Source organism: Paenibacillus sp. MY03 (genome assembly GCF_002165585.1).
GTDB lineage: Bacteria > Bacillota > Bacilli > Paenibacillales > Paenibacillaceae > Pristimantibacillus > Pristimantibacillus agaridevorans.
In genome coordinates, this window is sequence record NZ_MXQD01000004.1 from 355,547 (window position 1) to 372,248 (window position 16,702).

General features: G+C 55.2%; 12 protein-coding genes. 10 read left to right on the forward strand and 2 right to left on the reverse strand.

Annotation, left to right across the window (positions count from 1 at the left end; all coding sequences use genetic code 11):
• Entirely contained in the window at positions 1-726 is a 726-nt protein-coding gene (gene nagB / locus B1748_RS04100; protein ID WP_087566585.1) for a glucosamine-6-phosphate deaminase, read from the forward strand.
• Complete coding sequence (nagA, locus tag B1748_RS04105) at positions 727-1,917, forward strand: N-acetylglucosamine-6-phosphate deacetylase (RefSeq protein WP_087566586.1); 1,191 nt, start codon at positions 727-729, stop codon at positions 1,915-1,917.
• 66 nt (positions 1,918-1,983) lie between these two features.
• On the opposite strand, the gene B1748_RS04110 is transcribed toward nagA, so the two are convergent.
• Entirely contained in the window at positions 1,984-2,427 is a 444-nt protein-coding gene (locus B1748_RS04110) for a cell wall hydrolase (RefSeq protein ID WP_087566587.1), read from the reverse strand.
• Between the two features lie 296 nt (positions 2,428-2,723).
• On the opposite strand from B1748_RS04110, the gene B1748_RS04115 reads away from it, so the two are divergent.
• Positions 2,724-3,818: a stalk domain-containing protein gene (locus B1748_RS04115; protein ID WP_179215373.1), complete on the forward strand. Its 1,095-nt coding sequence runs from the start codon at positions 2,724-2,726 to the stop codon at positions 3,816-3,818.
• On the opposite strand, the gene B1748_RS04120 is transcribed toward B1748_RS04115, so the two are convergent.
• The gene (locus B1748_RS04120) at positions 3,815-5,815 is read right to left on the reverse strand and encodes a cache domain-containing sensor histidine kinase (RefSeq protein WP_087566589.1); all 2,001 of its coding nucleotides are present in this window, start codon (positions 5,813-5,815) and stop codon (positions 3,815-3,817) included. The two genes, B1748_RS04115 and B1748_RS04120, sit on opposite strands and share 4 nt — an antisense overlap.
• Between B1748_RS04120 and B1748_RS04125 the strand changes: the two genes are divergently transcribed.
• The 7 genes from B1748_RS04125 to B1748_RS04155 all read left to right on the forward strand — a co-directional run bounded on the left by B1748_RS04125 (position 5,751) and on the right by B1748_RS04155 (position 16,675).
• Complete coding sequence (locus B1748_RS04125; RefSeq protein WP_179215374.1) at positions 5,751-7,118, forward strand: carbohydrate ABC transporter substrate-binding protein; 1,368 nt, start codon at positions 5,751-5,753, stop codon at positions 7,116-7,118. The two genes, B1748_RS04120 and B1748_RS04125, sit on opposite strands and share 65 nt — an antisense overlap.
• 141 nt (positions 7,119-7,259) lie before the next feature.
• Entirely contained in the window at positions 7,260-8,651 is a 1,392-nt protein-coding gene (locus tag B1748_RS04130) for an ABC transporter substrate-binding protein (protein WP_179215375.1), read from the forward strand.
• Positions 8,652-8,744: 93 nt separating this feature from the next.
• Positions 8,745-9,656, forward strand: coding sequence for a carbohydrate ABC transporter permease (locus tag B1748_RS04135; protein ID WP_087566591.1), 912 nt, complete (start codon positions 8,745-8,747; stop codon positions 9,654-9,656).
• A 15-nt stretch (positions 9,657-9,671) separates the two neighbouring features.
• Positions 9,672-10,487, forward strand: a complete 816-nt coding sequence (locus B1748_RS04140) for a carbohydrate ABC transporter permease (protein ID WP_087566592.1) — start codon at positions 9,672-9,674, stop codon at positions 10,485-10,487.
• A 59-nt stretch (positions 10,488-10,546) separates the two neighbouring features.
• Positions 10,547-12,190, forward strand: a complete 1,644-nt coding sequence (locus B1748_RS04145; protein WP_179215376.1) for a response regulator transcription factor — start codon at positions 10,547-10,549, stop codon at positions 12,188-12,190.
• A gap of 19 nt (positions 12,191-12,209) precedes the next feature.
• On the forward strand, positions 12,210-14,246 hold the full coding sequence (locus tag B1748_RS04150; protein WP_087566594.1) for a DUF5107 domain-containing protein: 2,037 nt from the start codon (positions 12,210-12,212) through the stop codon (positions 14,244-14,246).
• 50 nt (positions 14,247-14,296) lie between these two features.
• Complete coding sequence (locus B1748_RS04155) at positions 14,297-16,675, forward strand: family 16 glycosylhydrolase (RefSeq protein WP_087566595.1); 2,379 nt, start codon at positions 14,297-14,299, stop codon at positions 16,673-16,675.
• Positions 16,676-16,702: the final 27 nt, after the last annotated feature.

Below are 16,702 nucleotides of genomic sequence, written 5' to 3' on the forward strand. Positions count from 1 at the left end.
ATGAAGATTCATGTTTTCGACACCTCGGAGCAATTGGACCGGTTCGCCGCCGACCTGTTTATCGATTTGATTAAGTCCAAGCCTGATGCCGTACTGGGATTGGCGACGGGATCGACACCTGTCGGCATTTATGCCAAAATAGTAGAACAAGCCAAACAACAAAACGTAAGCTTCGGCGGAGTAACGACGTATAATCTGGACGAGTACGTCGGCCTCACTCCGGACAACGATCAAAGCTACGCTTATTATATGAATCAACATCTCTTCTCCCACATTGATATTTCGCCGGAGCGCACCCATCTGCCGAACGGCATGGCGAGCGATCCGCAAGCGGAGTGCGCGCGTTACGAAGCTATGCTCGAAGAACGCCATGCCGATATTCAACTGCTCGGTCTCGGCCATAACGGGCATATTGGATTTAACGAGCCTGACTCGGCTTTGTCCGCCGGCACGCATGTCGTGAAGCTAAAGAACGAGACGCGCGAAGCCAATGCGCGCTTCTTCGCTTCCATGGACGAAGTGCCTGCCGCTGCGTTTACAATGGGCGTTGGTTCCATATTGAAGGCGAATACGATTCTGCTGGTTGTTCGCGGCGCGGAGAAGGCAAGCATCGTCAAGGAGGCATTAACAGGCCCCGTTTCGACACAAGTGCCAGCCTCCTTGCTGCAGACTCATCCGCGCGTAATCGTGCTGCTGGATCGGGAAGCAGGAAGGATGCTGGTATAGATGACGACCGCAGACGAACGTTTCATCATTAATCATGTGACAATCGTGCTGGAGGACGAAGTGACGGAAGGTTATCTTGCCGTAGAGAACGGAGAGATCGCTGCCATCGGCAAAGAGGCGGATGGCCTTGCGGGACGCGAGGGCTGGAACGTAATCGACGGCGGCGGAGGCATACTTCTTCCGGGATTCATCGATCTTCACGTTCACGGCGGATTTGGCGGCGACTTTATGTATGCCAGCCGCGAGAGCTTCGACAAAATTACCGCCTTCCACGCAAGACATGGCACGACCGGCATGCTGGCGACGACGATGACCGCCAGCAAGGAAGCTATCGACGCCGTTCTGGAGGCCGTAGCGGAATACAGATTGCACGGCATGGCCCATACCCCTCTGATCGGCGTCCATCTCGAAGGACCGTTTATAAGCGAGAAGTGGCCTGGCGCCCAGAACCCCGCCTTCATTCGGGATCCGCAGTTGCCTTGGCTGCAGGAATGGTCGGAACGTTATCCGGGTCTCGTCAAGCTGGTGACGCTTGCCCCGGAAAAAGACGGATCGCGCGAGGCCATCGCCTGGCTGGCAAGTCAAGGGATTATTGCATCTGCGGGACATACGGATGCGCTGTATGACGATGTAATCGGCGCGGCAAACGCCGGTCTCTCGCACGCGGTGCATACCTACAATGCAATGCGGGGTCTGCATCATCGCCAGCCGGGAACGCTTGGAGCCGTGTTGACGGATGACCGTATCCACGCTGAGCTTATTGCCGACGGCGAGCATGTTCATCCCGCGGCCATCAAGCTCATGCTGGCGGCCAAGCCGAAAAATCGCGTTATCCTGATCACGGACGCGATCGAAGCGGCTGGCATGCCGGACGGCGAATACGAGCTTGGCGGCCTGGCCGTTGCCGTGCAGGGTGGAACGGCCCGCCTTATCGAAGGCGGCGCGCTCGCGGGAAGCTCGCTGACGATGATATCAGCGTTCCGCTTTATGCTAAACGGCGGCTTCGGACTCAGCCTGAGCGATGTCAGCGCCATGTCCAGCGGCAACGCTGCGCGCGAGCTCGGCATCTACGACCGCACCGGTTCCATTGCCGCAGGCAAGCAAGCCGATCTCGTGCTGCTCGACTCTTCGCTCAACGTTACGCATACTTGGGCGGCTGGCCGCACGATTTATTCGGCAGAGCAGCAATAAGAAGCTTAGATTTTATTCATACAAAAGAGCCGAAGGGAATCATTAGATTCGCTTCGGCTCTTTTGATTAAAACGTATTATATACATTTTCGCATTCTTCCGCGGTCGGCTCATAAAAGCAGTGCTTCTTCCATCGTCCTGCTAACGGCTGATTATACCAGGTTGGCGGACATGGGCCGGGATTTTCGAACGTTCCTGGACGGAAATACCATAGGGAGAATTTACCCGGCCAATTCCGTTCCCCGTTTACAGACCGTTGCGCCAGACGTCGTTCCCTATCTCTTGCGCCTTGATAGTACATACCATGTTGCAAGGCTTCGAATGCATGAGGCTGGTTGATCATTTGCGGAATTGTCCGGATTTCTTTAAAATCGGAGCAATTCGCTCTTATTCGGTTAATACCGACATTTCCAACAAGGAGCATGCCCATCTCGCCTTCGGTCTCAGCTTCGGCGCGGAGCAACCTTGCCAACATATCAATATCCTGTTTCCTGGCTTTTACGACTGCCATTGGCTCACCTCTTTGTATTTCTAGACTCATCATATTATGGGTGAAGCGGAAGTGTTACCCTATCTGCGCCACTCCAATGTAAGCTTGCAACATTTTCCCAATACCTCTAGTCTGATTATATAAATGGATTCGAAGGTGGTTATCGGATGGTTTGCTCAGGTAAAAGTCGGTTTGTACGGCTAGCGAAGGTACTTATGATCGTTTGTTTATGCTTTCTGTTTGCCGCCGAGACAGAAATTCATGCTGAGAAGTCAGGGGTGCAACTCGAAAGCGCAAGCCTCGAAAGGATCGTAAGAATGGCTTTGCAAAAGCCCGAAGGCGAACTCACCCGGGAAGATATGGCAAGCCTGCGCTCGGTGGCAGGGTACAGGGTTACGAGCTTGAAAGGACTGGAGTACGCCGTCAATTTAAGAGAGCTTCGTATTATGAACGGGGATGTCAGCGATCTGAGTCCGCTCTCGGGACTTCGCCAACTACAGAACATTTCCTTATATGACAATAAAATATCGGATCTTAGCCCGTTACGGGAGCTAAACCAGGTTGCTCACCTGGACTTATCCATGAATAAAATAACCGATGTAACATCGTTGCAATCCATGACGACTCTTAAAACGTTGGACCTGTCGGTAAATTTTGTAGCCGATCCGAAGCCGTTAAACGCTTTGACGAAGCTGGTGAGTCTGGACTTGAGCGATAATTTCATTGCGGATTTTAGCGGATTGCAGGACATGACTGAACTCGAATATTTAAATGCGGACGGGAACCTGTTCACGGATTTATCCCCGTTCGGACATCTCGATGCATTGCTTACGCTTAACGTTACCAACAATAAAGTGAAGGACCTGACACCTGTACAGCAACTAAAGTTTTTAAGTGTCGAGATATCCAATACGGATATAACAGATCTTTCACCTCTGGAAACGATGAGCACATTAAAAGTCATTTACGGCGCGAATACGTTGCTCTTAAACGAACGATCGAAACAATTTATTGAAAAATTTAAAGCAGTAGGAAATTCGGTTTATCCGGATAACCCCTATACGTCGCCAAAGGTGTTCATCAATCAGGAGGTTCAAATGTTCCCGGTTCGCCCGATTCAGAATAAGGGAAGAGTTATGGTCCCGCTGCGTGCGTTATTGGAGTGGATCGGCGCTGAATTTATATGGGATGGAAAGACCAGACAGGTCGCTATGAGCTATAAGGGTTCGGAAATCATTTTAACCATCGATTCCAATGAAATGCTCGTAAATGGCAAGAAACAGAAAATGGATGCTAAACCTTACATCGAGGATGGGTACACGATGGTTCCTATTCGATTTGTAGTCGAATCGTTTGGTTTCAATCTGGAGTGGGACGGCAAACGAAGATGGGTCATGCTGTCAGTAAATTAAAGTTTGGTCGCGGCCTCCATCTTGGGCATCGTTAAAGTTACCGTTGTTCCTTCCCCCGCCGCGCTTTCGATCCGCAAGCCGTATTCGTTGCCGAAGCTGTAACGGATGCGCTCGTTTACGTTGGAGATGCCGATGTTGGACAACCTGCCTTCGGGCGACGACTCCCTCCCCTGAAGCAAATGCTCGACGGTATGCTGCGCCATTCCTTTGCCGTTATCCGCGACCGTGATGCGAAGCAGCTCGTCTTCCGACTGGCACCTGATCGTAATGAGCAAGTCGTAATCGATGCCGTCTTGGGCGTGAATGATCGCATTCTCTACAATGGGCTGAAGAATAAACTTCGGCGCCAGGCAGGTCTCCACGCCCGCTTCGACCTCCACTGCGACGTCAAAGGTCGAGCCGTAGCGGATTTTTTGAATTTCGACGTAATTGTCAATATTGCGGAGTTCTTCCTGGATCGTGACGTATTCCTTTTTATCGACGATCGTGTTTCTAAGCAGCTCGGCAAGCGCGCTTAACCCGACGCTGACGCTCTCCGCCTGGCTGAGCTGAGCCGTCCATTTCAACGAATTCAGCGTGTTGAACAGAAAGTGCGGGTTAATCTGCGCCTGCAGCATCTGCAACTCGACCTCTCGCTTCTGCTGCTGTTCCAGCTTCGTCTGCTCCAGAAGCCCATTGATGGTATCCACCATAACGTTGAATTTATCCGACAAATAACCGATTTCGTCCTTGCCGGGGTCGGAGATAGACGTATTTAAATTGCCTCTGATGATCCGCGAAGTCTGCTCTACGAGCGCAGTCAGCGGCCGATAGATGGAATTGGATATCAAAAGCGCAAAGGTTAACGACACGACGACAAGCACGCCGCTGAGCAAGAGAATGTTCCGCTGGATGCTGCGCGTCTCCAAATTCAAATAAGCGTCAGGGATCGTGCTCACCAGATACCAGCCGGAATAGATGTCGAATCCATAGGCGACGAGATGAGTTCCGCCGCTAACCTCGGCTTGGAACACGCCTTCGCTTCTCGCCTCATGCTCGCGGATAAGCGGAATCAATTCGGCGTCGGGATAGGGAGCGTGCAAAAGAATTTCGGTGTTGCGGCTGGAGACGACGTTGCCGTTGCCGTCCAGTATAAACAGATCCGTGCCGGTTCCCATATCGACGTCCGCGTACAGCTGCTGCGAGTACAAAGGTTCGCTGATGCTGACGTAAATATAGCCAAGCGGCTTGTTCCAATCTTCGAGCGAATTGATTTTGCGGGCGATGACAAGGCAGGGCTCGCCCTGCTCCGTCGAAACGTAGGACCACTGATCGCTTCCGTCCGCTTGGTCGATTAACGTGGCAAGCCTTGCGAATTCGGCTTCGCCGATGGAGCTGTAGCCCATATCGTAAATGACGGTCTCTTGTGTGGAGACGATCCTCACGTTCTTAATATTTTGGAGCAGCTCCAATTGATCGCTGAGCAATGTATTGATGTAGACGTTCATATCGCGTTTGGCGAATTCGTCGAGCGACTCGTACGACGTCGCGTATTGCTGGACGCGCGCATTAAGCATAATGGAATCGCTGAGCCCGATATACTTCCGGTTTTCGAGCTGTACGTTTTTGAGCAGTTGCTTCATGATTTCCGCCGAATAGGTGCTGATCTTCGATTCGATCGCTTCGCTGGTTTTGAGATAGGAGTAGATGCCGGACAACAAGATCGGCACCGTCGTCAGCAAAAGGAGCGCAAAGATAAGCCGCGATTTGATTTTCGTATTCCGAAGCAGTCGGTACCATCCACTTACCCATCGCATGCCGCTCATCCTCCCGGCCAGACTCTCATCCAGACTCTCGATTCCTAACTCTCCCGTTGCGCGATTCGCGGGAATGGCCTTATAGTACAAGTAAATGGCAGAACCGTCAATCATCCCATACTGGAGGTCATGCGTCGTGATACGGAAAATATCGATCGGCCTGTTCTGTGTTTTTTTCTTCGTAACATTGACAGCCTGCAAGCTGGGAGTCTCTCATGAACCTGCTCCCGAAACCGTCAAAAATGCCTCGACCGGCTTCTCGAACAAGGCGTTGACCATAGCGGTATTTGAAGGCGCTTACGGCAAATCCTATTGGGAGGAGGTCGTAAAGCGGTTCGAAGCCGACTATCCCGGCGTGCGGGTCAATATTATCGCCAACCCCAAAATCATGGACGTCATCAAGCCGATGAACATCGCCGGCAATCCCCCCGACTTCCTGTACGCGCCGTTTACGGAGAGCACCAACATGGTGCGGAGCATGATCGGCAGCCGATCGTTTATGGATTTGACGGGACTGTTCGACAGCCCCGCGCTTGGACAAGACGTGCCGCTTAAAGGGATCATGATGGACGGCATTCTGGATTACGCCAGACCCTATGGGGATGGTAAAGTTTATATGGCCCCCAACTATGTAACGACAGAGGGATTATGGTACAACAAAGCTCTCTTTAAGGAGAAGGGGTGGTCGCCTCCCCGCACCTGGGATGAATTCTGGGCGCTGGGCGAGGCGGCGAGCACCGAAGGCATCGCCTTGTTCACTTATCCGGGCGTCTACCCGGGATACATCGGCTCCATGCTTTGGTCCTCCATCGCGTCGGAGAGCGGGGTTGCGGGGGTAGAAGCCATCATGAACTACGAGAAAGGCTCCTTCGGCACGCCGGAGGTCAAGCGCGTCCTCGAGCTCTTCGAGAAGATGGCCGACAGTGGCGCGCTGATGCCCGGCACGGTCGCCCTTAACCATACTCAGGCGCAGTCCGAATTTCTGAAAAACAAAGCGCTGTTTATCCCGAACGGCAGCTGGTTGGAGGGCGAAATGAAGGATATTTCCCGCGCGGAGGGATTCGAATTCGGTTTCCTGCTCACGCCGACCTTCGAGCCGGACGACCCGCAATTTGCCCGGATCAGCTTCGAAGCGATGTTTATCCCGGAGAAAGCCAAAAACAAGGAGCTCGCGATGGAGTTTATCAAATATCAGTATCGGGACGACATCATTCGGCTAAACGCCGAGAAATCGACTGGCGTCATCGCCGTACGGAGCGGAGCCGAGCTCGCCAAGGACTCGCTGCCCGCCTCCGTGTACGACTCCGCGACGGTGTTCGAGCGCGGCGTCCAGCCGTTTCTATTCGAATGGAGGGTGACGCCGCCGACGCCTTTTAGCATCAACGACGAGGTGTTTAACCCGATCAATACGGTGATGAAAGGAGACATGTCGGTCGACCAGTGGATCGACCACGTCGAGAAGACGTTCGCCAGGCTCAGGGATTTGTTGGACAAAGTGAAGTAACTTCGCATCGCCGATCCGGCGCCAACTTGTTGGCGTCTTTTTTGTGCAATCTGTTCAAGATCGTCAAGGTACTGTTCAAGATCGTGCATGTACCGACTGCGGCGGCGGGCGATATACTTACGACAAAAGGAGGAGTCACCCATGAAAAAAACGGCAATCGCATCGCTAACGCTGGCCGCGGCCCTTACGCTCGCCGCATGCTCCGGCAACAATGCAGGAACGAACAACAACGTCAGCCCTTCCCCCGCGGGTGCGGACCCTAGCCCGGCCCCAACTGAGAATACGGGCAATGGAGGGTCCAAGCTGTCCGGAGATGTCGTGTTCTGGTCCATGTGGAGCGACACGGAGCCGCAGGCCAAAGTCATCCAAACGGCAGTCAAGGCATTTGAGACGGCCAATCCAGACGTAAAGGTCAACGTCAAATTTACGGGGCGCGAAATCAATAAGCTGATTAAGCCGGCGCTGGACGGCGGCGAAGCAATCGATATTTTCGAAGGGGATCCCGCCAACGCCATAAGCAGCCTCAAGGACCACTTGCTTAAGCTGGACGAATATGTAGGCCAGCCATCGATCGGCATGGACGGCAAAACGGTGGAGCAATCCTTGCTGCCGAGCCTCATGAGCTGGACCAAGTCGTTGTCGGTTGCGGCGGGTCTCGAAGAAGGCTACTACGCCCTGCCGCAGCAGCCTTTCGCGGTGCTGTTCTTCTACAACAAAGAAGTGTTCGAGAAAGCCGGAGTAACTACGCCTCCGACGACTTGGGATGAATTTATGAGCGCGAATGAAAAAATCAAACAATCCGGCGTCGATCCCATCACCTTCGACGATGCATACCGCGACCTGTTTATCGGCGGTTACCTCAGCAGCGCGATGGGACACGAATGGGTCGATCAACTCGTAAACGACAAAACCGGCGACATGTGGAAGGATCCCATCGTTCTCCAGTTTGCGAACGACATTGTAACGATGCGCGAGAAAGGTTACTTCTCCAAGAAGATCGCCGGCAGCAAGTACCCGGCCGGGCAGCAAGATCTGGTGCTTGGACAATCCGCCGCCTATCTCAACGGCACCTGGCTGCCGAACGAAGTATCCGCGACTGCCGGCCCGGACTTCAAGTGGGGGGCGTTCCAATTCCCTACAATCCCTAACGGCAACGGCAAAGGCGGTCATAAGGAACTGACCTTCGGCGCTCAGGCGTTAATGTTGAACAAAAAAAGCGGCAACAAAGAGGCGGCGATGGAGCTGGTCAAATATTTGATCGGCAAATCCGCTCAAGAAGGCATGGTCCAGCAAGCGCAGGCGATTCCCGCCACGGTCGACACCGAGTGGCCGGCCGCGCTCGCAGAAGCCAGCGCGGCCATGGATCGCGCGGAGTTGAATCAGCCATGGGGAGCCGGCATCAATAATAACGCCGATCTTGCCATGAGCACGATCATCCCCGTCTTTATGGAGCTTGTCTCGGGCAAGATGACCGCCGAAGAATACGTCGCCAAGATGAGCGCCGAGGCGAAGAAATTCCATAGCGCGGGCTAATCCGGGGGCAGTGCCGACCATGTGCAGCAATTCGCGAGAGTTGCTGCATACAGGTCGTCTTCGGTCCCATTTTACACCCAGGAGGGAAACGACATGCGCATCACCAGATCGACCATTGCCTTATTTCTGCTGCCGGCGGTCGTGCTGTACCTCTGCATCTTCCTATATCCGACCGTTCGCGCGCTGCTCATGAGCTTCTTCGAAATCCCGAACATCGCGAGCCGTATGTCGGACTGGTCGTTTATCGGCTTCGACAACTACTGGCAATTGCTCCACAACTCCTATTTCATCGATTCGGCCTGGAACGTGTTCAAAATATGGCTGATCGGCGGCATCATCGTCATGGTTTTCGCTTTTCTCTTCGCTGCCATTCTGTCGTCCGGCGTCAAGGGCAAAAGCTTTTGGCGGTCGCTCGTCTATTTGCCCAACACCGTCACACCGGTCGTGCTTAGCGTCGTTTGGCTCCATTACATTTTCAATTCCAGCTACGGGTTCCTGACGACCGTCTTCCGCTTCCTCGGACTGGACGGCCTCGCCGATTTGCAATGGACGAGCGACGACCACCTGTTCATGTCCATGCTGATCGCTTATTGCTTCGGCTCCATCGGCTACTTTATGCTGCTGTTAAACGCGGGCATGGAGCGTATTCCGCACGACTTCTACGAGGCGGCTCTGCTGGAGGGAGCCGGACCATTGACCAAGTTTTTCCGCATTACGCTGCCGCTCCTGCAGGATGTTTTCCGCATGACCCTGGTGCTTTGGACGATCACAGCGATCAACTTCTTCGTCTGGTCCGCCACGTTCGGGCAGGAAAGTCCCGAGACGATGACGCCGGGTTACTACATGTACATCAAGGTGTTCGGCGCCAAGTCGAGCGTCTATCAGGAGTCTGCTTTTAACGTAGGAGCGGGCGCAACCGTCGGCGTTATCATTACGGTGTCCATTCTTGTCATCTCGGCCATCATCAACTTCTTGTTCCGGCGCCAAGAGCGTCTCGAATATTAACCGGAGGACTTCGCCATGGCCAATAAAATCCGTTACGTCCCGCTTTATCTCTGGCTGATGTTCACGATCGTCCTGTTCGGCTTCGCCATCCTGGCGTCGTTTAGCACGACAAGAGGCATCTTCACGAATGAACTTTTCGAGAGCGGCCTGCATGTCTCCAATTATCTCGTTTTGTTCAAAGACATGAACATGGGCCGTTATTTCCTCAACAGCGTTATCTACACGGTGAGCGCCTGCATCGGCGTCCTCGTCGTCGCGGCGCCTGCCGCCTACATCTTGGGCAGAGTCCGCTTCCGGGGCCGAAGACTGGTGGAGACGATGTTCCTGTCCGCGCTGTCCATCCCGGCGCTGCTTATCACGATTCCGTTGTTCACCATGTTCGTTCAGCTAAAGCTGACGGGCTCCCTCCTGACGCTTGTGCTGATCTATATTTGCACCAACGTGCCGTTCAGCGTTTTCCTGTTGTCGGGCTTCTTCTCCTCCATTCCGAAGGAGCTGGAGGAGTCCGCCGCCATCGACGGCTGCGGTCCGGTCAAGTCGTTCGTCAAGGTGATGCTCCCCGTCGCCCAACCGGGCCTCATCACGGTATCGATCTTCAACTTCATCGCCATCTGGAACGACTATATTTTCGCGCTGATTTTCGCCAACAACCCGAAGACGCACACGTTGGCACTGGCGCTGCAATCCATCGTGCAGGGCTTTACCAACTCCGGCAACTATGCCGGCATCTTCGCCGCTTCGATGGTCGTATTCGTTCCGACATTCGTCCTGTACATCTTTATCTCGGGTAAAATCGTATCCGGCATAACGGTAGGCGCGGTTAAAGGATAAAGGCACTCTTCGCTCGAATTGGTTCTATATCCGCAACATAGAACGAAGGAGGGATGGCGATGCTGCGCGTTATTATCGTCGACGATGAACGGACAATCCGGGTTGCCATGCGCACCATGATCTCCTGGGAAGAAAACGGCCTGGAGTTGGTCGACACCGCCGCCGACGGCAAGCAAGCGCTTCAATTAATCGACGCCTCCCCGATCGATATCGTCATTACCGATCTCAAGATGCCGAACATGAACGGCATCGAGCTGCTGCACGCCTTGGCGGAACGCGGCTTCTCCGGACGAAGCGTCGTGCTCAGCAACCATGGCGATTACGAGCTTGTCCGGGAGGCGATGAAGATCGGCGCCGTAGACTACCTGCTTAAGCTGACTTTGCGGCCCGACGATCTACTCCAGGCAATCGGCAAGGCGGGCGAGCTGCTGTCCCGGGACCGCAAGGACCGGGAGCATCGCCTGCGCCTTCAGCGCGAGTTGACCGAAACGCAACTCGAGAAGCGCAATGCCGCCTGGAAGGAGCTTCTTCTGGAGGACGACGGCGGATTAAAGGACGCAATCCGCGAAGCGGAGCGATGCTCCATTCCGCTCGACCGGCTGGAGGGGCATCTGTTTTACGTCTCCATCTGCAGATACAAGGAAACGCTGGCGACCGGCAAGCTGAAGAACAGAAAGCTGCTGCACTTTTCCGTCATCAATATTATCAAAGAGATCGCGTCGAACGTGACCGACATGGAACTGGTCGACTTTGGCGACGGGCACTATGCCGCCCTGCTGTATGATACGGCTTGGACCGAGGAAGGCGCGGACAGCTTGCAGCTTGCTTCCCATATCGTTAGGCTAATACGCACGTATTTGAACCTGGACGTCAACGTCGCGATCAGCGGTCGGTTTGACGGACTGGGCCAGCTGCGACAGCAATTCCGGTTATGCCGCGGCGCGTCCGTCATCAGCTTCTATCGGGAGGCGGGGTTCGTGCTGACGGCTTCTTCCGTCACATTTGACGAGAGGCTGACGGGCACGCGGTTTCCCGATTGGTCCGCCGGCTTCAAGTCCGCCTTCGAAGAAGAAAACGGAGAACGGCTAGATGCGCTAATGTCCGGCATACTGGGCGAAATGTCGGATGCGTGCTGCGCGCCGGAGCTCGTATGCAATGTCTTCCTGATTCTGTTTACCGATCTGGAGCACATCGTCGCCAAGTGGCGAAAGCTGAACGACCGCAGCGTCGAGTCGTCTGGCGGCGGCTCCATGACAGCGTTCCGGCAGCGTATTATACAGGCCGAATCGCTGGGACAGCTCACGGAGGCGGCACGGGAGGCGCTGCGCCATCTCTCGTCCATGCTGCGGGACGCCAAGCGGCATAGTTGCCGCAAGGAAGTGCTGCAGGTCATCGCCATCCTGCACGAGCGCCTGGACGACAAGATGACGCTGGATATGCTGGCCACAAGCGTCAGCCTCAACGAAAGTTATCTCTGCCGGATTTTTAAGCAGGATACCGGCAAGAGCATTTTTCAATATATTAACGAGCTCAAAATAGACCGCGCCGTGGAGCTCCTGAAGCAACGAGACGCGCGCATCAAGGAAGTCGCATTGTCGGTCGGGATCGAGGACCCTTTTTATTTTAACCGGCTGTTTAAGAAAATGGTCGGCGTAAGCCCCTCCGAATACCGCAAAAACGTGTTGGAGGGCCATCATACCTAACGCCAGGAGGCTGAGATTCATGGCTGTGTATCCATCCATGCTTCAGTTGGACGGAGCCCCTATAGAAGGCAACAATCCGCTGCCCATGTTCATGAGCCGCAATCGGAACCGGGAAACGAACGACAACGGGACATTGACCGAACGGCAGCGCGAAAAGCTCGGATACGAGACGGGGGAGCGTTACTTGCCTTACCGCATGCAAGACCGTTACTCCCGTAAACTCCAACCGATGAATATCGAAACGATCGTGCTCGAGAACGAGAAGCTGCGCGCCACCTTTCTCCCCCGCTATGGCGGCAGGCTGTATTCCCTCGTCGACAAAGAGACCAATCGCGATATCTTGTATGCCAATCCCGTCTTCCGCCCCGGCAATCTCGCGATTCTAAACGCTTGGTTCTCGGGGGGCATCGAATGGAACATCGGGCAGGTCGGTCATACGTTCGGCACCTGCTCCCCCATGCACGCCGCCAAGTTGGCCGACTCAAACGGCCATGAGTTCCTTCGCCTGTTTGATTACGAGCGCTGCAAAAACGTGTTCTGGCAAATGGATTTCCATCTGCCTCCCGGCTCGGAGCAATTGCAGCTCCATGTCCGGATCGTCAACGATAACGACGTTTCGGTGCCCATGTATTGGTGGACGAATATCGCGGTTCCGGAGACACCGCAGGCGCGCGTATTTTCGGAAACGGACGAGGTGATCTATATCGACCACGGCGTCAAGGGATTCGGGCTCGGCACCCTTCCCCTGCTGCCGACCGTTCCCGGCGCCGACGTGTCGTATCCGATGAACTTCCCGTTCTCGAACGAATATTTTTTCCAGACGCCGGAGGCGGCCAAGGCGCCGTGGGAAGCGGTCGTCTATGAAGACGGCAGGATGTTCTACGAGCGTTCCTCCTCTTTGCTGCGTTACCGCAAGATGTTCTGCTGGGGCCATCATGCCGGCGGCAGGCGCTGGTGCGACTTCCTGTCGCGTCCCGGCGAAGGCAACTATATCGAGATTCAAGGCGGCTTCGCTCCGACGCAAATGCATGGGCTGGACATGCCGCCGGACACGGAGTGGTCTTTTACCCAAGTATTCGGCATGTCGGACGTGGCCGTCGATCGGGCGATCGGACCAGACTGGCACCCGGCGAACGGATATGTCCGGGATCAAGTGGAGCTGCGGATTCCGCAAGAGGAGCTGCTGAGGCTGCACGAAACGCTGGCGGAGGAAAGTTTGAAGCCGCCTGGCGAAACGCTGTTCGCGGGCTCCGGCTGGGGATCGCTCGAACAGGCTCGCCGCGAGCGGCAAGGCCTAGGATCGCTGCCGCAAGGCTTTGTATTCCCTCCGCTCGATCCGGAAGACGCGGATGCCGAATATGCGGATTGGCTCCGCTTGCTCGCGGATGGTCGCATGCCGGAGCGAACACCGGAAGAGCAGCCCCGCTCCTGGATGGTACAGGACGAATGGTTGACGCTGCTGTCCGACATTGTGTCGACAGTCCGCCATGGCAGCTGGAACGAGCATCTCCATCTCGGCGTCATGTTATACGAGCATGGCCGCGAGGAAGAAGCCATCGAGGCGTGGCGTACGTCGCTCTCCCTGCAGCCGTCCATATGGGCGTACCGCAATCTTGCGGAAGCGATGCGACGCGACGGGAAGCTGGCGGAAGCACTAGCCTATTGGGACGAGGCGCTGTCTTTGACTCCAATCTTCCCGGATCAGGCGCTCTCCGAAGAATATATCCGGCTGCTGATCGAGGCCGAACGCTACCAAGATGCTTGGAGCTTTTATAAATCTCTGCCGGGCAAGCAACAATCCGCGGACCGCATTCAGATCATCGTCGGGGCGGCTGCGCTGGAGCTGGGAGAAGAAGCATTTATCAACCGCCTGTTCCTGCAGGAATTCGCGGTCATCCGCGAAGGGGAGCTGCTGATCATCGATCTCTGGTACGGCTATCACGCGAGGAAGCTTGCGAAAGAGCTCGGAGAACCGTTCGGCGAGCAGCATATCAAGGAGGTGAAGCTGTCCTTTCCGCCGCCTAACAATATCGACTTCCGGATTGTAGGCGAGTAGAAGAATGCTAGCGCGTTCAGTCAGAGGAACTTCACAATTAGGAGGAATGAATGGTGAGTGTAAAATTCAGATTTTATTCTGTACCTGCAATCGCCTTCCTGGTCATCGCGCTATTAATGGGGATGATAGCGCTGGAGAAACCGAACTCTACGAACGCGTATCGGACAGAAGTGTTCTTCGACGATTTTGAAGGCGACGAGCTCGACACCAACAAATGGCTGAAGGCTTACAGACAATGGGGAGGCAGCGGCGCCAACGGAGGCGTTCTGCCTCAGAACGTGTCGGTTGACGACGGAAAGCTGATCATCGAGGCTTATGGAGATCAATATTCCGGTTCTGTCAAAGGCATAAACAAGGACTACTCGCAGCGCGCCGACGGCAAGCGCGTTGGCGGAGCGATCGCTACCAAAGATTATTTTGCCTCGGGCAGCTACGAGGTTCGCATGAAGGTTGCGCCTTCGCTTGGCGTTGCCTCCGCGATCTGGACGTTCAGCTATCAAGAGTTCTATCCGGGAGATCCCGCCTACAAGGAAAAGCCCGTTGGCGGGCAAGACTATTACGCCGTCAACCATGAGATCGACATGGAGTTCCCTGGCAGACCCGGTCCCGCGCATACGAATATCTCCTACGATCGGGGACTGTTCAATACGTGGATCGGAGAAAACGAAGACGAATATACGACCGAATACGTAGAGCTTGGGCAAGCGGTCAACGACGGCCAGTTCCACACGTACCGGTTCGACTGGCATACGGGCGGCGACGGCGAGCAGAAACGCGTCGAGTTCTACATCGACGACGTATTGCTTCAGACCAACTACGACCATGTGCCGACCAACGCAAGCCGCCTCTGGATCGGCGCCTGGTTCCCGAACAACTGGGCGGGCACGCCGAACTTCGACACCGAGACGCTGGATGTCGATTGGGTTCGCATTACGCCGTTCGAGCAGCCCGGCGACGATTGGTTCCCGGAGTCGTTCCCGAACGACGGCTGGTCCGACCGTGATCCTGCCGCCCAGACCGACGTTTTGTTCGACGACTTCACGGGCGATGCGCTGGATCCCGGCAAATGGAAGATCGCCAATAAAAACTGGGGCGGTCAGCTCGGCGGGCAAATGAGCTTTAACGGCGGAGTCGTGCCGCAGAACGTAAAGTTGCGTGACGGCAATCTGATCTTAGAAGCCCATGGCAACAAATACACCGGACCCGTCATGGGCATCAACAAGGACGGCAGCCAGCGAACCGACGGCAAGCGCGTCGGAGCCGCCGTGGCGACCAACGCCTACTACGGCTCGGGCTCGTACGAGGTGCGAATGAAGGTTGCGCCGAAGTTTGGCGTCTCGTCGGCCCTCTGGACCTTCCACTACCAGGAGCTGTATCCGGCCGATCCCGGCTTCCAATGCAAGCCGGTGGGATGCATCGACGATGACGGCTATTACGCGATCAATCACGAGATCGACATCGAATTCCCGGGACGGCCGAACGCCGCGCACGAAAACTTCTCGTTCAGCAAGGCGCTTCTTAATACATGGGTCGGCGAGAACGAAGACGAATATACGACCAACTACACCGATCTGGGTTCGCCTCAGGACGACGGCCAGTTCCATACGTATCGCTTCGATTGGCATACGGGCGACTCCGGCCAGACGCCGCGCGTCGAATTTTACGTCGACGACCAACTGGTGAACACGACCTATACGCATGTCCCAACCAACACGGCAAGATTCTGGATCGCGGCGTGGTTCCCTCGCAACTGGGCGGGCAAAGCCAACTTCGACACGACGGAGATGGTCGTCGACTGGGTTCGCATTACGCCGTTTAACCAAGCAGGCGACGTCGCCGTTCCGGAATCGTATTTCCCTGGCACGAACGATTGGGCTTCTTTCGATCAATACCCGAAGGCGCAATCTACCGGCGGCACGCCTTCGCCGACAGCGACGCCGAGTCCAACGCCTACGATTACGCCAAGTCCATCCCCTACGCCAACTCTGAGTCCGACAACAACGCCAAGTCCGACGCCTACGCTCACGCCCACTCCGACCTCCGGCCCGAACTTGATCGTCAATGGCGGCTTCTCGGACACGACCGGCTGGACGGATATTTCGGCATCTCCCGCATCGGCGTTGATCTCGGGAGGTAAGCTGAACCTAAGCCCGTCAACCGCTTTTTCCGCCGAATCTGAGCAATACGTAGCCGTGACGCCGAACCAATCCTATACGATCAGCGCCGACATGTGGAGCTCGGATAACGCGACATACGGTTATTTGCGGGTTTACAACGGCTCAGCCGTTCATGAGGTCGGCGACTACCGCAGCTTGGTGCAGAACAAGCTGCTCACCTTTACCGCCGCGGGCTCCCAGGTACGCGTCGTGCTGCATGCTTACAAGCAACAGACCGGCACCTTCTACTTCGACAATGTCATAATGGAATAGCGGGCCTCAACTGCGGAACGCATTGGA

What these genes read in the sequence shown, in the direction of transcription:
- B1748_RS04130 (WP_179215375.1), top strand. Translation starts at nt 7,260, where the DNA reads ATGAAAAAAACGGCAATCGCATCGCTAACGCTGGCCGCGGCCCTTACG.
- nagB (WP_087566585.1), top strand. Translation starts at nt 1, where the DNA reads ATGAAGATTCATGTTTTCGACACCTCGGAGCAATTGGACCGGTTCGCC.
- B1748_RS04145 (WP_179215376.1), top strand. Translation starts at nt 10,547, where the DNA reads ATGCTGCGCGTTATTATCGTCGACGATGAACGGACAATCCGGGTTGCC.
- B1748_RS04135 (WP_087566591.1), top strand. Translation starts at nt 8,745, where the DNA reads ATGCGCATCACCAGATCGACCATTGCCTTATTTCTGCTGCCGGCGGTC.
- B1748_RS04155 (WP_087566595.1), top strand. Translation starts at nt 14,297, where the DNA reads ATGGTGAGTGTAAAATTCAGATTTTATTCTGTACCTGCAATCGCCTTC.
- B1748_RS04115 (WP_179215373.1), top strand. Translation starts at nt 2,724, where the DNA reads ATGGCTTTGCAAAAGCCCGAAGGCGAACTCACCCGGGAAGATATGGCA.
- nagA (WP_087566586.1), top strand. Translation starts at nt 727, where the DNA reads ATGACGACCGCAGACGAACGTTTCATCATTAATCATGTGACAATCGTG.
- B1748_RS04150 (WP_087566594.1), top strand. Translation starts at nt 12,210, where the DNA reads ATGGCTGTGTATCCATCCATGCTTCAGTTGGACGGAGCCCCTATAGAA.
- B1748_RS04110 (WP_087566587.1), bottom strand. Translation starts at nt 2,427, where the DNA reads ATGGCAGTCGTAAAAGCCAGGAAACAGGATATTGATATGTTGGCAAGG.
- B1748_RS04140 (WP_087566592.1), top strand. Translation starts at nt 9,672, where the DNA reads ATGGCCAATAAAATCCGTTACGTCCCGCTTTATCTCTGGCTGATGTTC.